At 75.1% G+C, this 19,594-nt stretch carries 15 protein-coding genes; 6 read left to right on the forward strand and 9 right to left on the reverse strand.

All coding sequences use genetic code 11. From position 1 onward, the window contains the following. Nucleotides 1-10 precede the first annotated feature (10 nt). Genes CHF16_RS06135 through CHF16_RS06145 form a run of 3 tightly spaced genes read left to right on the forward strand, consistent with a single transcriptional unit; the run spans nucleotide 11 to nucleotide 1,609 of the window. Complete coding sequence (locus CHF16_RS06135; RefSeq protein ID WP_089324933.1) at nucleotides 11-220, forward strand: MbtH family protein; 210 nt, start codon at nucleotides 11-13, stop codon at nucleotides 218-220. Beyond that, nucleotides 213-875 carry a GNAT family N-acetyltransferase gene (locus tag CHF16_RS06140; RefSeq protein WP_245868252.1) on the forward strand — a complete coding sequence of 221 codons (663 nt, stop codon included), beginning with the start codon at nucleotides 213-215 and terminating at the stop codon, nucleotides 873-875. Before CHF16_RS06135 ends, CHF16_RS06140 begins: the two co-directional genes overlap by 8 nt. Further along, nucleotides 872-1,609 (forward strand): thioesterase II family protein, encoded by a 738-nt coding sequence (locus CHF16_RS06145; RefSeq protein WP_179271409.1) that lies wholly within the window; start codon nucleotides 872-874, stop codon nucleotides 1,607-1,609. Before CHF16_RS06140 ends, CHF16_RS06145 begins: the two co-directional genes overlap by 4 nt. A 119-nt stretch (nucleotides 1,610-1,728) precedes the next feature. Here the strand turns inward: CHF16_RS06145 and CHF16_RS06150 are convergent, their stop codons facing one another. Continuing rightward, nucleotides 1,729-2,787 carry a S1 family peptidase gene (locus tag CHF16_RS06150; RefSeq protein WP_245868253.1) on the reverse strand — a complete coding sequence of 353 codons (1,059 nt, stop codon included), beginning with the start codon at nucleotides 2,785-2,787 and terminating at the stop codon, nucleotides 1,729-1,731. A gap of 317 nt (nucleotides 2,788-3,104) precedes the next feature. Between CHF16_RS06150 and CHF16_RS06155 the strand changes: the two genes are divergently transcribed. Further along, a complete protein-coding gene (locus tag CHF16_RS06155; protein ID WP_089324935.1) occupies nucleotides 3,105-4,094 on the forward strand; it encodes an ABC transporter ATP-binding protein in 990 nt (329 codons plus the stop codon). An 18-nt stretch (nucleotides 4,095-4,112) separates the two neighbouring features. Here CHF16_RS06155 and CHF16_RS06160 read toward each other — a convergent pair whose 3' ends face one another. The 8 genes from CHF16_RS06160 to CHF16_RS06195 all read right to left on the reverse strand — a co-directional run bounded on the left by CHF16_RS06160 (nucleotide 4,113) and on the right by CHF16_RS06195 (nucleotide 17,231). Then, a complete protein-coding gene (locus CHF16_RS06160; protein WP_089324936.1) occupies nucleotides 4,113-7,808 on the reverse strand; it encodes a glycosyl hydrolase in 3,696 nt (1,231 codons plus the stop codon). Continuing rightward, nucleotides 7,805-8,632, reverse strand: coding sequence for a carbohydrate ABC transporter permease (locus CHF16_RS06165; protein ID WP_245868254.1), 828 nt, complete (start codon nucleotides 8,630-8,632; stop codon nucleotides 7,805-7,807). Before CHF16_RS06165 ends, CHF16_RS06160 begins: the two co-directional genes overlap by 4 nt. Beyond that, complete coding sequence (locus tag CHF16_RS06170) at nucleotides 8,629-9,579, reverse strand: carbohydrate ABC transporter permease (protein WP_245868255.1); 951 nt, start codon at nucleotides 9,577-9,579, stop codon at nucleotides 8,629-8,631. Before CHF16_RS06170 ends, CHF16_RS06165 begins: the two co-directional genes overlap by 4 nt. Before the next feature lie 3 nt (nucleotides 9,580-9,582). Then, nucleotides 9,583-10,851: an ABC transporter substrate-binding protein gene (locus CHF16_RS06175; RefSeq protein ID WP_089324938.1), complete on the reverse strand. Its 1,269-nt coding sequence runs from the start codon at nucleotides 10,849-10,851 to the stop codon at nucleotides 9,583-9,585. After that, complete coding sequence (locus CHF16_RS06180) at nucleotides 10,848-13,661, reverse strand: alpha-L-rhamnosidase (protein WP_089324939.1); 2,814 nt, start codon at nucleotides 13,659-13,661, stop codon at nucleotides 10,848-10,850. Before CHF16_RS06180 ends, CHF16_RS06175 begins: the two co-directional genes overlap by 4 nt. A 229-nt stretch (nucleotides 13,662-13,890) precedes the next feature. Next, the gene (locus CHF16_RS06185; protein ID WP_089324940.1) at nucleotides 13,891-15,306 is read right to left on the reverse strand and encodes an FGGY family carbohydrate kinase; all 1,416 of its coding nucleotides are present in this window, start codon (nucleotides 15,304-15,306) and stop codon (nucleotides 13,891-13,893) included. 67 nt (nucleotides 15,307-15,373) lie between these two features. Continuing rightward, on the reverse strand, nucleotides 15,374-16,378 hold the full coding sequence (locus CHF16_RS06190) for a 2-hydroxyacid dehydrogenase (protein WP_089324941.1): 1,005 nt from the start codon (nucleotides 16,376-16,378) through the stop codon (nucleotides 15,374-15,376). Nucleotides 16,379-16,442: 64 nt separating this feature from the next. Next, complete coding sequence (locus CHF16_RS06195) at nucleotides 16,443-17,231, reverse strand: DeoR/GlpR family DNA-binding transcription regulator (RefSeq protein ID WP_089324942.1); 789 nt, start codon at nucleotides 17,229-17,231, stop codon at nucleotides 16,443-16,445. Nucleotides 17,232-17,508: 277 nt separating this feature from the next. Here CHF16_RS06195 and CHF16_RS06200 point away from each other — a divergent pair, with 277 nt between their 5' ends. Together CHF16_RS06200 and CHF16_RS06205 are read left to right on the forward strand one after the other, a co-directional pair. After that, entirely contained in the window at nucleotides 17,509-18,948 is a 1,440-nt protein-coding gene (locus tag CHF16_RS06200) for an FGGY-family carbohydrate kinase (protein ID WP_245868256.1), read from the forward strand. A gap of 38 nt (nucleotides 18,949-18,986) precedes the next feature. Beyond that, nucleotides 18,987-19,586, forward strand: a complete 600-nt coding sequence (locus CHF16_RS06205; RefSeq protein WP_089324944.1) for a histidine phosphatase family protein — start codon at nucleotides 18,987-18,989, stop codon at nucleotides 19,584-19,586. Nucleotides 19,587-19,594: the final 8 nt, after the last annotated feature.

The following is a 19,594-nucleotide window of genomic DNA, read 5'->3' on the forward strand; positions in this document are numbered from 1 at the left end:
AGGAAACCCCATGTCGAATCCCTTCGAGGACCCGGACGGCACCTACCTCGTGCTCGTCAACGGCGAGGGCCAGCACTCGCTGTGGCCGTCCTTCGCCGACGTCCCCGCCGGCTGGACCGTGGCCAAGGACGCCGACACCCGGCAGGCGTGCCTGGACTACATCACCGAGAACTGGACGGACATGCGGCCGAAGAGCCTGATCGAGGCCATGGGTGAGTGACCGGGCCGGAGGGCCGCCGCCGGACGGCGCGGAACTGCGGGTCGCCTCGGTCACCGAATGGACCATGGAGATGCGGGACGCGGCCGACCTGCGCCCCGCGCCGCTGCCCGGTGTCGAGATGACGTTCACGCTGGCCGCGGTGCCGTCCGCGGACGTCAACCGCGCCCTGTACGCGGCGGTCGGCGCCCGCGTGTGCTGGACGGACCGCTTCCCGTGGTCCTACGAGCGGTGGCGCGACTGGGTGGAGCGGCCCGAGCTGTCCACGTGGATCGCGATGGCCGAGGGGACCATCGCGGGCTTCTTCGAGATCGAGGCGCAGCCGGACGGCGACACCGAGATCCACCTGGTCGGCCTCACCCCCGCGTTCGTCGGCCGCGGCTACGGCGGCTACCTCGTGGAGCAGTGCACCCGCCGCGCCTGGCAGCGCGGCGAGCTGTGGGCGCGGCACGCGGGCCCCGCCGCGCGGGTGTGGCTGCGCACCAGCAGCCTCGACCACCCGAACGCGATCGCGAACTACCGGCGCCGGGGCTTTAAGGTGGCGGCGGAGACCACCGCGCCCAAGCTCGTGCCGGATCCGCGGATCGCGCCGTGGCCGCTGCCGCACGACCCCCGGACGGCCACCCGGCGGCACGAGGAGGAGGAGTTGATCACGTGACCTGGTTCCGCTGCGCCGAGACGCGGCCGTGGGCGTCGATGCGGCTGTTCTGCCTGCCGCACGCCGGCGGGTCGGCGGTGTTCTACCGGCCGTGGGCCAAGGAGGTCAGCCCGGCCGTCGAGGTGCACGCCGTGCAGTACCCGGGCCGGGCCGACCGGATGGGGGACGCGCTCGTCACCGACGCGCACCAGCTCGCCCGCCTGATCGCGGGCGCGATGGCGCCGCTGATGGACCGGCCCGCCGCGCTGTTCGGGCACAGCATGGGCGCCGTGCTGGCCTACGAGGTGGCGCGGCTGCTCCAGGAGCGCGGCAGCGCGCCGGTGCACCTGTTCGCGTCCGGTGCGCGCCCGCCGGACGACCGCGGCGACGGCCGCCGCGTGTCCGGCCTCGACGACGACGGCGTGGTCGCCGAGATGGTCGAGCTGGGCGGCACCGACGCCGAGGCGCTGCAGGACCCGGAGCTCCGCGAGCTGGTGCTGCCGTACGTGCGCAACGACTTCGCGCTGATCGAGGACTACGCGCACCGGCCGGGGACGCGGCTCACGGTCCCGGTCACCGCGCTCGTCGGGGACTCCGACGCGCACGTCTCGCCGGAGCAGGCGCGGGGCTGGGCGCGGGCCACCGGCGGGCGCTTCGAGTTGAAGGTGCTGCCGGGCGGCCACTTCTACCTGGCCGACCAGCAGTCCGCCGTCATCGCCGAGGTGCTGCGGGCCCTGGAGGTGCCCGCGGGCTGAGGCCCGGACACTGCGGGCGGGACACGGCGGACCGGGCAGGTATGGCCGGGACACGGCGGACGGGCCGCCCCCACGGAGTCCGGGTGGGGACGGCCCGCCCTCTCACGGGAGCCGCGGGATCAGTAGACGCTCAGGCCGTAGCGGCTGAGCGGCTCGGTGACCGGCTGGAAGAAGGTCGTCCCGCCGACGGAGCAGTTGCCGCTGCCGCCGGAGGTCAGGCCGAGCGCGGTGGACCCGGAGAACAGGGAGCCGCCGCTGTCGCCGGGCTCGGCGCACACGGTGGTCCGGATGAGGCCGCTGACGCTGCCCTCCTGGTAGTTCACCGTCTGGTTGAGGGCGGTGACCCGCCCGCTGCGCAGGCCGGTGGTGCTGCCGCTGCGGTACACGGTCTGCCCCACCGCGGCGTTGCCGGCGCTGGTGATGTCGCGGGTGCCGGAGCCGTAGAGGCTGACGGTGCCCTGGGTGTCGGTCGGCGTCGAGGTGTACTGCACGACCCCGTAGTCGTTGCCCGGGAAGCTGCTGGCCACGGTGCGGCCCAGCGTCCGGCCCGAGCTGTCGGTCCAGGTCGTGCCGATGTTGGTGCAGTGCCCGGCGGTGACGAAGTAGTACGTGCTGCCGGACCGGACGTTGAAGCCCAGCGAGCAGCGCGCGCCGCCGGTGTAGATGGCCTCGCCGCCGCGGGTGAACTTCTGGAACTTCCCGGCGACCCGCTCGGTGCGGACGGCCGCGCCCTGCTTGGCGGCGGCGGCCTTCACCTTGGCGAGCTTCGCGCCCGTGACCGTGCTGTCGATGCTGAGGACGACCTGGTTGGACGCCGGCTCGACGGCCCAGGCGGTGCCCGGGACGGTCGCGTCGCGCTTGAGCGCCGCCATGACCTCGCCCAGGTCGGTGCCGCTGCGCGCCACGGTCTGCGGCACCGCGCCCGCGGCGCGGACGGACTGCGCGGCCTGCGCGGTCGTGACCGTGACGACCAGCTTGCCGCCCTTGACGTAGGAGCCGGCGGACTGGGCGCCGAGCTGGTGCGCGAGCGAGGCGGCCAGCGTGCCGGGCGCCGGGGGAGCGGCGGGCGCGGCGGGGCTGGCGGACGCGGCGGGAGCGGCCGCGAGGGTGGCGGCCACCATGCCGGCCGCGGCCGTGGTGACGGCGGCGGCGGTGACGCGCCTGTGACGGTTGTTCACTGTGCCTCCAGCGGGGGGTTTGGCGCACCCTTGTGGTGCGCCGGAGGTGTTGGACATGGTGTAAGACCGTCAAGGCGGACGAAAGACGCAGAAGGTGACTAATTACAACCGCGCGCGTTGTCACCCTGGTGGCGTGCGCGTGGTCAGTCGGGCAACGTCCGCACGCGTCCCCCGAAACCGAACGCGATTATGTTTCGGGACGGGCCGCCGCTCTGGGCCTCCCCGGCGCGGCGTTCCGCACGTACAGTCGGGATGACGGGGGATCGGGCCGACGACGCGGATCCCCCGCCCCCGGTTCCCCGGCACGGGAGTGCCCCATGGGTGTCGAGATCCGGGTGGAAGGGCTGCGCAAGTCGTTCGGCCGGCAGGTCATCTGGGAGGACGTGTCGTTCACGATCCCGGCGGGCGAGATCTCCGCGCTCCTCGGGCCGTCCGGCACCGGCAAGTCGGTGTTCCTGAAGAACCTCGTCGGGCTGCTGCGCCCCGACCGCGGCCACGTCTACGTCGGCGGCGGCGACGTGCCGCGGCTGCGCGAGCACGAGCTCTACGAGATGCGCCGCCAGTTCGGCGTGCTCTTCCAGGACGGCGCCCTGTTCGGCTCGATGAACATCTACGACAACATCGCCTTCCCGCTGCGCGAGCACACCAAGAAGGGCGAGTCGGAGATCCGCCGCATCGTGCTGGAGAAGATGGACATGGTGGGCCTCACCGGGTCGGAGGCCAAGCTGCCCGGCGAGATCTCCGGCGGCATGAAGAAGCGCGCCGGGCTCGCCCGCGCCCTCGTCCTCGACCCGCAGATCATCCTGGCGGACGAGCCGGACTCCGGCCTCGACCCCGTCCGCACCGCCTACCTCAACCAGCTGTTCGTCGACCTCAACGCCGAGCTCGGCGCCACCTTCCTCATCGTCACCCACGACATCGGCACCGCCCGCGTCCTGCCGGACAACCTCGGCCTGCTCTTCCGCCGCGGCCTGGTCATGTTCGGGCCGCGCGAGATGGTGCTGTCGAGCACGCACCCGGCGGTCCACCAGTTCTTCAACGCGCGCCGCGAGGGTCCCATCGGGATGGCGGAGGAGAAGGACGTCGCCGACGTCGCCGCCGAGCCGTACTCGCCGCCGATGCCGGCGCCGATCCAGCCGCAGCTCATGCCGAGCGACGGCCGGATGCGCCCCGCGATGCGGCGCCCCGGCGCGTGGCTGCGCGAGCACGGCATCACCCCGCCGCCGGGCTCGTTCATCGACGAGCAGGGCCGCGACTGGCTCAACGACTGGGACGCCCTGGTGGCCCAGCGCCAGTGGCACCGCTAGCGGGCCGCCGGGACCGGGTCAGCCGGAGAAGGTCCTGAGGACGACCGGGCCGAACAGCCCGGACGCGCGCTGGCCGGGGAAGACGAAGTGGGTGGGGCTCGTCTCGTCCAGGAGCGGGGCGAGGGTGCCGTAGACGGTGACCTCGACCTCGTTGCGTCCGGCGCGCAGCGCGGTGCCCAGGTCGAAGACGTACGGGGAGCAGATCCGCACGCCCGCCGCGCGCCCGTTCACCGTGACCTCGGCGGTGCCGCGGACCCGGCCGAGGTCGAGTTCGGCCGCGCCGGGCGGCGCCGGCAGGTCCAGGACGCGCCGGTGGCGGACGCCGCCGCTGTACCCGGCGAGGCCCGCGTCCTCCCAGTCGCCCAGCTCGATCGTGCCCGTCCCGGCGGTGAACGCGACCGGTCCGGCGAGCGCCGCGCCCTCGCGGTGCTCCGGGCGGGTCCGCAGCCGCAGTTCGGCGGTCCGGGCCGGCCGCGCGCCGCCCGGGAGTTCGAGGTCGAACCGCCCGGTGCCGCCGTGCGCGGCCGGGAGCGGGACGCCGTCGAGGAGGACGGCGGTGACCTCCGCCCGCGCGGTGAAGCGCATCCGCGTCGCGCCCGGCGGCACGGCGAAGCGCAGCCGCTCCGCCCTCGGCGCGGCGTCGGGGTCGGCGAAGCCCACGGGCAGGACGGTGCCGTCGGAGTCGTCGTCCTCCAGCCAGTGCGCGCCGGGCAGCGGGTGCGGGCGGCGCCGCAGGTGGAAGGCGGCGGGGTCGCCGGTCTGCGCCCGCCTGGGCACGACCGGCGCCGCGGCGCCGTCACGGGTCGCGGTCCATCCGGCGGTGCCGGACACGACCGGGCCGTCCACCAGGACCGCCGCCGCGCTCCCGCCCTCGGTGAGGACGAGGGTGAGGCGGGCGCCGGGCGCGTCCGGCAGGTCGTAGCGGGCGACGCGGGGCGCCGCCTGCTCGGCGTAGGGGTCGAAACCGCCCTGCCGGCCGATCTCCGCCCCGTCGAGCAGCACGCGGCACGGTGACGCCGACGCCACCTGGAGGACCGCCGGGCCGGTGCCGTCCGGCAATTCGGCGGCGAAGACGACCCGCGCGCCGGGACGCGCGGTCCCGCCCGCGGTGATCCACTCGGGCCGGGCGCAGCGCGCCGGGGCGGTCGCGACGGACAGGTGCCCGCGCAGCCGCACGTCCTCGTCGGGGACCAGCCGGACCTCCAGCAGGTGCTCGCCCGGCGGGAGCGGGTCGGCGGCCACCGCGAGGTAGCCGCGGTCGTCGATCGGGACCTCGGCTCCGCCGACCAGGAGCGTCTTGGCGGCGGCGAAGCCGAGCACGGGGAAGCCGCCCGGGGCGGGCACGGTCGCGCGGGTGCGCAGGACGATCTCCTGCCCGGCCGCCGCGTCGCCGAAGTCGAGGAACTCCTCGGGCACGTGCCCCTTCGGGCCGAGCACCGGCCGGTGGACGGCATCCTTGCGGATGCCGCGCGTGTCGGAGTAGACGGCGGGACGCCACTCGCCACCGGACGACCAGCGCGCGTGCGGGCCGAACGTCGCGTGTGCCGGAGCCCAGCCGGGGTCGTCGTCCGCCCGGTGCCAGAGCCGCCAGCGCTCCACGGGCGGCATCTCACCGGCGGGACGGGCGAAGTCGCCCCAGGTGTTGTCGAGCGTCGGCACCAGGTCCATGTCCCAGGTGCGGCCCAGGTCCTGCTCGGTCGCGGGACGGCGCGGGACGGCCGGCGCCGCCGGCGGCGCATCCTGCGGACGGGCCGTGCCCGGGAACACCAGCAGCGCGGCGGGCCCGTCGTCGAACGGCACGACGACCCGCGTGTCCGGGCCCGCCGAGGTCGCGGGCAGCTCCCGGGGCGGGCCGCCGAACGGGCTCACCAGGTACGCGGGGCCCGAGACGCCGCGCACCCGGACCGGCATGTCGCGGTGGTAGCGGCCCGGGTCGAAGTCGTAGGCGACGTCCAGCCAGCCGAGGTCGATGCCGCGCTCGTCGGGGCGGCCGACCGAGACGCGGGACGCCATCGACTCCGCCGCCGTCAGGAATACCACCGTCGCGCCGTCGACCTCGCGGACCAGGGCGGGGACCGGCGCCTCGACGCGCCGCGCGGGCTCCAGCACCGGGCCGAGCGCGCCGGCGTCCGGCACGGTCTCCAGCAGCGCGGCCAGCCGGGCGACGGCCTCGCCGGCCGCCGGGTCGCCGACCCCGTGCCGGGGCGGCGGGCCGACGGCCACCACCCGGCCGCCCGCCTCGATCAGCGCGACCAGCCGCCGGGCGGTCTCCCCTTCGAGGACGGTGCAGGCGGGGAGCAGGACCGTCCCGTAGGACTCGTCCGCGACGTTCAGCCGGCCGTCCGCGACGACGGCGCGCCGGACGGAGTCGTCGTCGATGACGTCGGCGTCCACGCGGAGCCGGTCGAGGGCGCCGGGCACCATCCGGAACCACGCCATGTCGCCGGTCAGCGCCCGGTACGTCTCCTGGGCGAGCGCGGCGGAGTCGTCGGCGCCGTCGAGCCGCGCGCCCGCCTGAGCGGTCGCGGTCGGGAACAGCACGGCCACGTCGCAGACGTGGCGGCCCAGCGACAGGGCCGCGCACAGCCGCGCGACCGCGTCGGCGAAGACCCGGTGGTGCCGCCAGTAGGGCTGCCGCCAGTCGGTCGAGGGCGGCGCCCACTCCCACCAGCCCGCCTTGGTCGAGTAGTAGACGGCGTGCGGGTTGTAGAGGGTCGCGCCCGCGCGCAGCCACGGCAGCAGCCAGTCGAAGGTCTCCTCCAGCGTCCCGCCCCACCCGCTGGAGTGGAACGCCTCGATCCACACCCGGTCCCGGCCGTAGAGGTGGGCCAGGGACGCGTGGATCCGGGCGTCGCCGTGGTGGTCGGAGCCGGGCGCGCCGAACCACCGGTGGGTGCGGGCGTAGTCGGCGTACAGCCGCACGCCGTCCACCGGGTGCCCGGCGCGGGCCGGGTCCTGCTGGTCGCAGCCGTGCAGCAGCCCGTGCCGCTCGTGCCACTCGGCCAGCGGCCGGAAGAACGCCTCCTCGGCCAGCTCCGCGCGGGTGAGGTGGTAGTCGCGGCGCACCTCGCCCGCCTCCGCGCCGCCGCCGTCCTTCCACAGCGCCGGCAGGTGCGGGGCCAGGTCGTAGCCGCGGCGCGCCGCGAACTCCGCCGCGAACCCCTCGGTCCAGGTCGGCAGCGCGGGCAGCTCGTCCTGGAAGGACCCGGCGATGACGCCGCCGAAGCGGTGCCCGAGCCGCCGCTCGAACTCCCCGTGGACGCGGTCGAGCAGCATCCCGCACGCCCGCGCCGACAGGTAGTCGAAGCCCCGGACGGACGTGGTGCCGTCCGGCTCCAGCCACCGCCCGGCGAACTCGGGCACCTCCCGCACCAGCCGCGCCTGGAGGTCGGCGCCGGAGAAGCCGAGCTGGTCGTAGAACCACAGCGACGTCCCGAGCCGGGCCGCGTCCTCGCACACCCCGTCGAGCAGCTCCCACCAGGCGTCGGTGAAGAACGCGGGCGCGTCGGCGTCCGAGCCGAACATCGGGCCGGACGGCGCCAGGTTGAGGATCACCAGGTTGTGCACGCCGCCCGCGGCGAAGCGCTCCAGCTGGTCGCGCAGCCGCCGCCGGTCGAGCCGCTCGCCGCTCCACCACCAGATGGGCGCGGGGGAGTACGCGCGGGGCGGCGCGTCCAGCACCGCCCGGAGCCGCTCGGGGATCACCGGGCTCATCCCTTCAGCCCGCTCGCGAAGCCCTTGATGACGTAGCGCTGCAGCACCAGGAACACCGCCAGGATCGGCAGCGAGGCCAGCACCAGGCCGGCGAACACGAGCCCGTTGTCCGAGACGTACTGGCCGACGAAGGAGAAGATCTTCACCGGCACCGTCTCGCGGGTCGAGCCGCCGAGGTACAGCAGCGGCGTGAAGAAGTCGTTCCAGATGAACACCGCGTTGAGGATCAGCACGGTGCCGGTGATCGGGCGCAGCAGCGGGAACACCACCCGGGTGAACGCCCGGACGTGGCCGGCGCCGTCGATCAGCGCGGCGTGCGCGTAGTCGGCCGGCAGCGCCCGGATGAACCCCGTGTAGAGGAAGATCGTGAAGGGCAGCTGGATCCCGGTGTAGAAGATGATCATCGCCGGGTAGGAGCCGAGCAGCCCGGCCCCGTCCACCAGCTTGAACAGCGGGATCATGCCGAGCTGGAACGGCAGCACGATGCCGAGCAGGAACAGCACGTACAGCCCGTACCCCAGCCGGGACGCCCGCCGCGACAGGAAGTAGGCGGCGAACGAGCCGATCGCGATCAGCGCCACCAGGCTCGCCACCGTGATCACCGTGCTGTTGAACAGCGCCGGGCCGAGCTCCGCGCGCGTCCAGGCCGCGGAGTAGTTGTCCAGCGCCGGGTCCGACGGCAGGGACAGCGGCGACTCGGCGACCGCCCGCTGGTCCTTGAGCGACAGCGTGACGAGGGCGTACACGGGGAACAGGAAGGCGACGGCGACCGCGATCATCACCAGTTCCAGCCCGAACGTCCGCAGCCCGTACCGCACGTTCACGCGCTCACCTCCCGGCCCCTCAGGTAGTGGATCTGCACCATCGACACGGCCGCGACGAACAGGGCCAGCACCAGCGCGATCGAGGTGCTGTAGCCGTAGTTGCCGAAGACGAACGCCTGCTTGTACAGGACGGTCGACAGCGTCTCGCTGGCGTGCCCGGGACCGCCGCTGGTGGCGGCGTAGACCTGGTCGAACAGCTTGAGGCCGCCGATCGTCGACAGCATCAGGTTGATCGTGACGGCGGGCGCGAGCATCGGCCACGTCACGTTGCGGAACCGCTGGAAGCGGCCCGCGCCGTCGATCATGGCGGCCTCGTGCAGCTCGGCGGGCACGCCCTCCAGCCCGGCCAGGAAGATCACCATGGAGTACCCGGCGAACTGCCAGATCACCATGCCCGCGACCGACCACAGCGCCAGCGACGGGTCGCCCAGCCAGTCCTGCCGCAGGGCGCCGAGCCCGACCGCGCCGAGGACGCCGTTGAGCCCCGCGCCGGGCGCCGGGTTGTAGATGTACTTCCACAGGAACGCCACCATCACCGGGCTGACCACGGCCGGGGCGAAGAACACCACGCGCAGCACGGTCCGCGACTTGATCCGCGCGTGCACGCCGAGCGCGAGCAGCAGCCCGATCCCGTTCTGGACGAACACGATCGCCACGGTCAGCAGCAGCGTGTTGACCAGGGAGCCGCGCGCGGCCTCGTCGCGGAACAGCCGCGTGAAGTTGTCCAGCCCGTTGAAGCCGCGCTCGCCGAGGCCGTTCCAGTCGGTGAAGGCGTACACGACGCCGCTGGCGCTCGGGTACAGCACCACCAGCGCGTACACGGCGAGGGCGGGCGCCGCGAACCACCACGGCGGGGACAGGAAGCGGGCGCCCCGCCGCCGGCGGCGGCCGGCCGTGCCGGGCGGCGCGGGCGGCTTCACCGGGGCGGGGCGAGTGGTCGACGTCACGGGTCAGTTCTTCCGGTAGGTCTCGTCCAGCTTCTTCAGCGCCGCGTCCACCGTCGTCTTGCCGCCCAGCAGCTCCTGGACCACCGCGAAGTGGGCGGGCTGGACCTCGGCGTTCGGCCACGCCTGGTCCATGAACGGCACGGCCTTGTTGCCGTCGATGAACGGCAGGAACGGCTCCAGCACCGGGTCGATCTTCGACGTGGAGTCGCGGCTGAGCGGCACGCACGCGACGGCCTCCGACCACCGGTTCATGTTCCGCTGCTCGCCGAGGAACTCGATGAACGCCTTGGCCTCGTCCACGTTCTTGCCGCGCGCGCTGACCCCGAGGCCGACGACGACGCCCGCCGGGATCCACACCTGGCCCGCGTCGTCGGCCCCGGGCACCGGGAACATGCCGAGGTCGGCGGCGTCGGCGGCGGACTTGCGGAAGTCGGGCAGCACGGCCGACACCTGGATCGCCATCGCGGCCTTGCCGGTGGCGACCATGGCGGTCTGCTGCTCGAACGTCGTGCCGTTGGGGTTGTCGTTGAAGTACCCGCGCTTCTGCAGCTCCAGGTACATCTCGAAGGCGTCCGCCCAGCCCGACCCGGCGAAGCTCGCCGACCCCGCCTTCATCTGCTCGTCGAACTGCGGGTTCTCGGCGTACACGGTCGACGGGACCAGCGCGTAGGTGATGAGCTGGGTGACCCACTGGGTCTGCGCGCCCAGCGCGATCGGCACCTTGCCCTTCTTCTTGATCTTCTCGCAGACGTCCAGGAACCCCGACCAGGTGGTGGGCGGCTCGACCCCGGCCTCCTGGAAGACCTTCTTGTTGTAGACGGCGCCGATGACGCTGGACCCGGCGGAGTAGATGTAGGTCTTGCCACCGTTCTGGAACGCCGGCTTCAGCCCGGCCGGGATCCGCTGCGTCCACGACTGGCCGCTCAGGTCGGCCAGCAGGCCCGCCTGGGAGATCTGCGCCATGCTCATCGCCGAGCCGTTGCCGGGGTACACCACGTGCACGTCGGGGGCGTTGCCCGCGCCGAGCTGGGTGCGCACCGAGGTCTGCACCTGGTCGGTGGGCGCGTAGGACGCGTTGAACTTGCTCTTGGTGTACTCCTTGATCAGCAGGTCGAGCGGCTTCTGCTGGTCGGCGACCCCGACCAGCCGCAGCGAGCCGCCGCCTCCGCCCGAACCGGACGTCCCGCCGCAGGCCGCCAGCGCGCCCATGGCGGCGACGCCGCCGGTCAGCCCCAGGAAGCCGCGGCGGCTGAGCCCCGTAGACGATGTCATGTGTCCTCCTCGAATCGCGGCCCTGCGCCGCGATGGATGTGCGCGGCCGGTGCCGCCGCGCGGAGCGCGGCCGCCGGATCCGCGGCGGTGAAGCGGTAGTCCCCCGAGGACACCCGGCAGCGGAGTGCTCCGGGCTCGGTGCCGAGGACCTCGACCCCGGCGGCCTCGGCCACCGGGACCCCGCCCTCGCGGACGCCGCCGGGATCGCCGGCGGGCACGTGCACGATCGCGGTGGCCCCCGGCGGCACGGCGACCTCCAGCCGCAGCTCGCCGTCCGCGCGCGCCCACGCGGTCCGGACGGTGCCGCGCACCGACTCGTAGGCGGCGCGCGCCCAGTCCAGCTCGCCGGGCCGGGGGCGGATCAGCAGCTCGCGGTAGCCGGCGGAGCCGGGTGCCTGGCCCAGCCCGGCGACGCCCTGGTAGAGCCATTCGCCGATGGAGCCGAGCGCGTAGTGGTTGAAGGAGTTCATCGCCGCGGCCTGGAAGCCGCGCTCCTCGGTGTAGCCGTCCCAGCGCTCCCAGATCGTGGTGGCGCCGTGCCGCAGCGGGTGCAGCCAGGACGGCGGGTCGGTCCGGCGCAGCAGCGCGTGCGCGAGGTCCGGCCGGCCGCACTCGTCCAGCACCGGGGCGAGCAGCCCCACGCCGAGGAACCCGGTGGTGATGCCGGGCCCCGCCGCCTCGACCAGCTCGGCCAGCCGGTGGGCGGCGGGCCTCACCAGGCCCTCCGGCAGCAGGCCGAACGCCAGCGCCAGCAGGTAGCCGGTCTGGGTGTCGCCCGCGACCCGGCCGTCCGGCGTGACGAAGTGCTCAGCGAACGCCGCGCGGACGTCGCGGGCGAGCGCGCCGTACCGCTCCTCGGCGTCGCGGCGGCCGAGGACCCCGGCCGCGCGGGCGGTGAGGCCGGCGCTGCGCGCGAAGTAGGCGGTGGCGACGACCTCGCGCGGCGTCGGCTCGGGGGCGAGCCAGTCGGCGAAGTGCGGGCCGACGCGGTGCCGCCACACCAGGTCCGGGTTGTGCCGGTGGACGTGGTCGACCCAGGCGCGCATCGCGTCGAGGTTGTCGGCGAGGAAGCGCTCGTCCCCGTACACGCGGTACAGGTGCCAGGGGACGATGACGCCGGCGTCGCCCCAGCCGGGCGCGCCCTCGTCGGCGACGCCCGCGAGCCGCGGCGCCACGTTCGGGAACGCCCCGCCGGGCGACTGCGCGCCGCGGACCTCCCGCAGCCAGCCGGCGAAGAAGGCCGCGACGTCGGCGTTGAGGCAGGCGGTCGGCAGGAACACCTGCGCGTCGGCGAGCCAGCCGAGCCGCTCGTCGCGCTGCGGGCAGTCGGTGGGGACGCTGACGAAGTTGGAGCGCTGCCCCCAGCGGATGGCCTGGTACAGGCGCTCGACGTCCGGGTCGGAGCAGGCGAACTCGCCCGCCCACGGGGTGTCGTTGTGCAGGACGACGCCGGTGATGTCGGCGGCGTCCAGTTCGGCGAGTCCGGTGACCTCTGCGTAGCGGAACCCGTGGTAGGTGAAGCGCGGCTCGAACACCGCCTCGGGGTCGTCCCCCGCGATGAGGACGTCGGTCGCGTCGGCGGTGCGCAGGTTGTCGGTGTAGAGGCCGCCGTCGTCGTCCAGGGCCTCGGCGTGCCGGATCACCACACGCGCGCCCGGGGTCAGGCCGCGGGCGTGGAGGCGGACGCGGCCGGCGAAGTTCTGGCCGAAGTCCACCAGGTGCCGGTCGGCGCCGGTGCGGGTGACGGCGCGCGCGGGCAGTTCCTCGACGGCGCGGACCGGCGGCGCCACCGCGGCGGTGAGCAGGCCGTGGTCGGTGCCGGTCACCTGCGCGGGCAGCCAACCGGTGCCACTGAACGCGGTGCCACTGGACGCGGTGCCGCCGGACGCGGGGCGGTCCCAGCCGGGGGTCTCGCGGCGCAGGTCGTGGCACTCGCCCTTCAGCAGGTCGGCGTACCGGACGGGGGAGCGGCGGGTGAGCCAGTCCCCGCCGGTGGCGACGACCTCGTGGGCGCCGTCGGCGTAGTCGAGGTGCAGCTCGGCCAGCAGCTCGGGGAAGTCCCCGTAGTGCGCGCCGAGGCGGCGCGGGTCGAAGCCGACGAAGCCGCTCCACCAGCCGTCCGCGAGCGTGCCGGCGAGGACGTTCTCGCCGGCGGTGACGAGCGCGGTCACGTCGTACACCTGGTAGTCGACGCGGTCGCGGTAGTCGGTCCAGCCCGGCGCGAGCTCGGCGTCGCCGGCGCGGCGGCCGTTCAGCCGCATCTCGTACAGGCCGCGGGCGGTGACGTAGAGGCGCGCGCGGACGGGCGCGGCGGCGGTGCGGAACGCGCGCCGCAGCCGGATCGCGGGCTGCAGGCCGTGGTCGGCGAGGGCCAGCTCGCCCTCCTCGGGCGCGTCCACCACGTCGAGGTCGCCGGTGTCGTGGGTGATCCAGGACGCCCGCCACTCCGCCGGGCCGAGCATCCCGGTCTCGAACCAGGAGGCCGCGGCGGCGGTCGCGCCGTCCGCGCCGGTGACGGCGACCTCCCAGCGGTAGCGGGTGCGCGGGCGCAGCGGCGCGCCCGCGTAGCGGACCGACACCGCGTCCGGGTCGGCGACCTCGCCGGTGTCCCACACCTGCTCCTCGCCCTCCGCGGGGCGGGCGGGGACGGTCCAGACCCGCACCCGGTACCGGGCCTGCGCGGCGCCGCGGCGGGACGAGGAGAGCCGCCACGCCAGCAGCGGCGCGGGGTCGCCGATGCCCAGCGGCTCGGCCAGGTGCGCGCAGCGAAGGCCGTGGGGCGCGAGTGCCGGGGTCGGGTCGCCGCTCATGCCTTCGCCTCCGTTCGTTTCGTTGTCATGCGGATTTAACACTTATTGATGTGAGATGGAGCGTAGAGATACCGGGATTGGGTGTCAAGATGTCAGGTAGATCACATTGCGGCACCCGCTGAGTTCCGGCGTCTGCCACGGTCAAACCGCTTGCGACAAGGGATGATCAGCTCAGTTGAGCCGCTCGCGCCTGCGGTAGATCCGGGTGCGATAACAACGTGAACGAGTGTTATAAGCCGGCGCGCCAGCGCTCGCGGGCGGTCTGCACCCGCGCGAGGTAGTCCCGGTACTCGGCCTCGTGGAACGCGGCCCGGCCCGGGTCCGGGTCGCGGACCGACGCGGGCCGCGTCCACGCCGCCGCGTCGAGCCCGTGGCCGCCCGCGAGCACCGCGCCGCGCGCCCCGGCCTCCTCCGCCGCGACCCGCAGCGGACGGCCGAGCACGTCGGCGAACAGCTCCAGCCAGCGCGCGCTGCGGGTGCCGCCGCCCGCGACCGACAGCGCGCCGCGCAGCCCGGCGGCCTCCAGGCAGTGCCGCGCCGCGTAGGCGATGCCCTCGCACGTCGCCCGCACCAGGTCGGCGGTGGTGGTCTCCAGGCTCACCCCGGTGATCTCCGCCCGCGCCGCCGGCTCGACGAACGGCGCGCGCTCCCCGGACGGGGAGAAGAACGGCAGCACCCGCACGCCGCGCGCCCCCGGCGGCGAGGCGGCCAGCAGGGCGTCCAGCTCGCGGTGGGACGCGCCCACCCGCGCCAGCACCCATTCCAGCGCCGCCGTGCCGACCATCGCGGGCATGCCGCGCAGCCACCGGTCCGGGCGGCCGGTGGCGAAGTGGAACCCGGTCGGCGCGCCGTCCAGGTCCGGTTCGTCCACCACGGCCAGGCAGGCCAGCGTCGTGCCGATGATGAGCAGCCCGTCGCCGGGCTCGGTCACCCCCGCCCCGAGCGCGCAGGCGGGCACGTCGAACGGGCCGGACGTGACCGGCGTACCGGTCGGCAGCGGGACCCCGTCGAGGGGGACGCCCCGCGGCAGCGGCGCGGCGACCGGAGCGAGCAGGCCCGCCCGGTGCGACAGCCCGCAGGCCGCGAGGGCGCCGGGATCGTAGTCGCGGGCGCGGGGGTCCAGGAACGGCACCGAGGCGTCGCTCGCGTCGGTGGCGCGCACCCCGGTGAACCGCTGGAAGACGACGTCCTTGCAGTAGGCCGCGGTGGCGGCGGAGTCGAGGGCGGCGGGCTCGTGCCGGTCCAGCCAGGCCAGCAGCGGGGCCGGGCAGCCGGGGAACAGCGCGTTGCCGGTGCGCGAGAACACCTCCGCCGCCACCCCGCTCGCCGTCCATTCGGTGACGATCGAGGCGGCGCGGCCGTCCATCCAGGAGATCGCGGGGCGGACCGGCCGGGCCCGCCCGTCCACCAGCCACACGCCGTCGCCCTGGCCGGTCACGCCGGCCGCCGCGGGCCGCCGCCGCGCGGTGAGCGCGCCGAGCACCTCGGCGGCCGCCGCGACGACCTCCTCGGTGTCCTGCTCGACCCGGGCGCCGCCGCCGCGCAGCGTGCGGGCCGGGCGCGACTCGACGGCGAGCGCGCGGCCGTCCTCGCCGAACGCCGCGGCCTTCACCACGGACGTGCCGACGTCGATCCCGACGAACATCCTCGACCTCCTCCTCTCCTCGCTCCTCCGCTCGCGGCGGGGGCCGCCCCGGGGCGGTGCGTCCCGGTCAGCCCGGGTTGAGGCAGTGCGCGAGCGGCTCGCCCCGGTGCAGCCGCCCCACCTCGGCGGCGACGATGCGGGCCGCCCGCTCGGCGACCGCGCGGGACGCGCCGCCGAGGTGCGGGGTCATCACGACGCCCGGCAGGCCGAACAGGCGCGACCCGGCGGGCGGCGGCTCGACGGCGAAGGTGTCGAGGCCGGCGCCCATGAGGTGGCCCGACTCCAGCGCGTCGCACAGCGCGTCCTCGTCCACCAGCGGGCCCCGGGCGCAGTTGACCAGCACCGAGCCGGGCGGCATCAGCGCCAGCTCGCGGGCGCCGATCATGCCGCGGTTCTCCGCGGTGAGCCGGGCGTGCAGGGAGACCACCCGGGACCGGCGGAGCAGTTCCTCCAGCCCGATGTCGCCGCCGCCCGGCAGGTACGGGTCGTAGACGCGGACGTCGGCGCCGAAGCCCGCCAGGATGCGGGCCACCCGGCCGCCGACGGCGCCGCCGCCGATCAGCCCGACGGGCGTCCCCTCCAGTTCGAGGCCGGTGGCCTCGTAGCTGTAGTAGCGCCCGCCCCATTCGCGGCGGCCCGCCAGCGCGGCGTGCGTCTCGGGGATGCGGCGCAGCACGGCGAGCATCAGCCCGACGGTGTACTCGGCGGTCGCGGTCGCGTTGCGGCCCGGCGCGTAGCAGACCCGCACGCCGCGCGCGGTGGCCGCCGCCAGGTCGACGTTGACGGGCCCGCCCCGCGCGACGGCGACGAGGCGCAGGCCGGGGGCGTTGTCGAGGACCTTCGCGGTGACGGGGGCCATCTGGGTGACGCAGGCGTCCATGCCCTCGAGCGCGCCGATCATGGTGTCCTCGTCGCCGGACGCCTCGTCCACCTCGGCCACCGGGCCGAACGGCACCTCCGGCCACGGCAGCTCCAGCCGGCGGACCTCGGCGGCTCGGCCGAGCTCGGCGTCCAGCGCGCCGGCCAGCAGGTCCGGCAGGACGAAGCGGTCTCCCGCGGCAAGAACTCTCATCGCGTCACTCTCATGGGGGGCGCTCCCGTCGGGGTCTCGGGTGTCCGGGGCGGGCCCGGGGCTGTCAGGTGGCGGCCACCTCGTAGGCGACCTTGTGCTCGTCCAGGTCGCGCAGGACCTCGGCGCTCGCGCCGTCGTCGACGATGACGCGCTCGAACGCCGACAGCGGCGCCACCCGGTGCAGCGCGACGCGGCCGAGCTTGGAGTGGTCGACGAGCAGGACGTTGCGCGCGGCGGCGTCGAGCATGGCCCGCTTGACCGACACGATGTGCTGCTCCTGGTGGTAGGCGAACCCGCCGGAGACCGCGGACGTCGACACGAAGCACAGGTCGACGTGCAGCGACGTCACGGCGTCCACGCACGGGACGCCGAGGAAGGAGTCGTGCAGCGGGTCGTACTCCCCGCCGAGCGCCATCAGCCGGATGCCGCGCTCGCGGGCGAGCAGGTTGGTGGTCTCCAGGAAGTTGGTGACGACCGTCAGCGGGGTGATGCCGCCGAGCCGGCGGGCCAGCGCCAGGGTGGTGGTGGAGTCGTCGAGCATCACCGCCATGCCGGGCTCGACCAGTTCGGCGGCCTTGGCGGCGATCGCGTCCTTGGCGGGCCGCATCGACTTCATGCGGTAGGCGACGTTGCTCTCGAACACCCCGGAGGGCTGCGCGGTGACGCCGCCCCGGTACTTGCGGACGATGCCCTGCCGCTCCAGGTCGTCGAGGTCGCGGTGGATCGTCATGAGGCTGACGCCGAACCGCTCGGCCAGGTCGCCGGCGGTGACCGAGCCCGCGGACAGCACATGGTCGGCGATGGCCCGACGGCGCGCGTCGGGGCCGCGCCGGCCGTTGATCTCCTTCGTCATGCCGCGATCCTCTCGCGGCGGCCCGCCGGGGACCGGCGATCCGCCGCCCGCATGGGCGATATCTCTGCTCGTGATCTTAACAATCACCAGCTCGGGCCGGATGAGCTTGCCGCACCGGAACCCGCCACGTCAACCCTGTCGCGACGCATCCGGACGCCCTTCAGAGTGATATCAAGCAGTTGTTACGCTGCTCTGGCGCTATAAGTTAACATCCCAGAACGATAAAAATAGGGGGAGTGCTGTGCGAAGTGGCCCGTCCGGACCGGTGTGGGTCGGCGTGGACGTCGGAACCCAGGGGGTGCGCGCGCTCGCCGTCACCGCCGAGGGGCGGGTGGCCGGCCGCGGGTCGGCCCCGCTCGCCGGGCGGCGCGACGGGGCGCGGCACGAGCAGCGGCCCGGCGACTGGTGGACCGCCGTCACCCAGGCCGTCCGGGCGGCGCTGCGCGACCGCGCCCGGGCGCGGGTGCGGGGCGTGGCGGTGTGCTCCACCTCCGGCACCGTGCTCCTCACCGACGCGGACGGGCGCCCGCTGACCGACGGCCTCATGTACGACGACGCGCGGGCGTCCGCGGAGGCCCGCGACGCGCAGGAGGCCGGGGCGGAGCTGTGGGAGCGGCTCGGGCACCGCGTCCAGCCGTCCTGGGCGCTGGCGAAGGTGCTCTGGCTGGCGCGCGACCGGCCCGGCGGCCTGGCCGGCGCCCGCCTCGCCCACCAGGCCGACCTGGTCACCGCCCGGCTGGTCGGGACGCCGGTGGCCACCGACTCCAGCCACGCCCTCAAGACCGGCTACGACCTGCTCGGCGAGCGGTGGCCGCGCGACCTGCACGAGCGGCTCGGGCTGCCCGCCGCCCTGTTCCCCGAGGTCGTCCGGCCCGGGACGGTCCTCGGCGAGGTCGGGGCGCGGGCCGCCGCCGAGACCGGGCTCGCGGCGGGCACGCCGGTGGTCGCGGGCATGACCGACGGCTGCGCCGCGCAGCTCGGCTCGGGCGCGCTGCGGGTCGGCCGGTGGAACTCGGTGCTCGGCACCACCCTGGTCCTCAAGGGCGTGTCGGACGCGCCCGTCCGCGACCCGGCCGGCGTGATGTACAGCCACCGGGCGCCGGACGGGGCCTGGCTGCCCGGCGGCGCGTCCAGCGTGGGCGGCGGCGTCCTCGCGGGCGTCGCGGACCTGCCCCGGCTGGACGCCCTCGCCGCGCGCCACGAGCCGTCGAGCGCGGTCGCCTACCCGCTGGTCTCGCAGGGCGAGCGGTTCCCGTTCCTCGCGCCGCAGGCCGCGGGCTTCATGCTCGGCACGCCCCGCGACGAGGGCGACCGGCACGCGGCGCTGCTCCAGGGCGTCGCCCTGGTCGAGCGGCTGGCGCTCGCCTACGTGCGCGGCCTCGGCGCCGCCGTCGAGGGACCGGTGACCTTCACCGGCGGCGCGGTGCGCAGCGACTACTGGAGCCGGCTGCGCGCGGACGTCCTCGGCCGCCCGGCCCGGATCCCCGAGCACGCCGACGCCGCGCTCGGCATGGCGGTCCTCGCCGCCTACGGCACCGAGCCGGGGCGCTCCCCGGCCGAGGTCGCCGAGTCGATGGTGCGGATCCGCACGGTCGTCGAGCCGCGCCCCGGCATGGCCGAGCGGTTCGCCGTCCCGTTCCGGCGGCTCGTGGACGAACTGGAGCGCCGCGGCTGGCTACCCTCCGAGTCGGCCGCCTACGCACGGGAGCACGGGTAGCGGGCATGGGGGAGAGCGGAGCATTGGGGGAGAAGGCCGTGAGCACCACCTTGTACCTCGTCCGGCACGGCGAGACCGAATGGCACGCGGAGAACCGGTACGCGGGCGTCAGCGACGTCGCGCTCACCGACACCGGCCGGGAGCAGGCCGAGCGGCTCGGCCGGTGGGCGGCCGGGGCCGGGGTGGACGTCGTGTGGGCGTCGCCGCTGCGCCGGGCGCGGGCGACGGCGGCCCCGGCGGCGGCCGCGCTCGGGCGGGCGCTCGCGATCGACGGCGACCTGGCCGAGGTCGACTTCGGCGCCGCCGAGGGCCGCACCCTCGCCGAGCTGGCGCCCGCCGAGGCGGCCGCCTTCCGCGCCGACCCGGTGCGCGGCGCGTTCCCGGGCGCCGAGGACCCGCGCAAGGCCGTGGAGCGCGGGACGGCGGTGCTGCGCCGCATCGCGTCCCGGCACTCCGGCGAGCGGGTCCTCGTCGTGACGCACAACACGCTGCTGCGGCTGACCCTGTGCGGGCTGCTCGGCATCGCGCCGTCCACCTACCGGACGGTGTTCCCGCAGGTCCGCAACTGCGCCGTCACCGAGCTGCGGGTGACCGGCGGCACCGCGGCCCTCATGTCCTACAACGTGCCCACCGGCTAGCGGTACCG

The organism is Actinomadura meyerae (assembly GCF_900188445.1).
Taxonomy (GTDB): Bacteria; Actinomycetota; Actinomycetes; order Streptosporangiales; family Streptosporangiaceae; genus Spirillospora; species Spirillospora meyerae.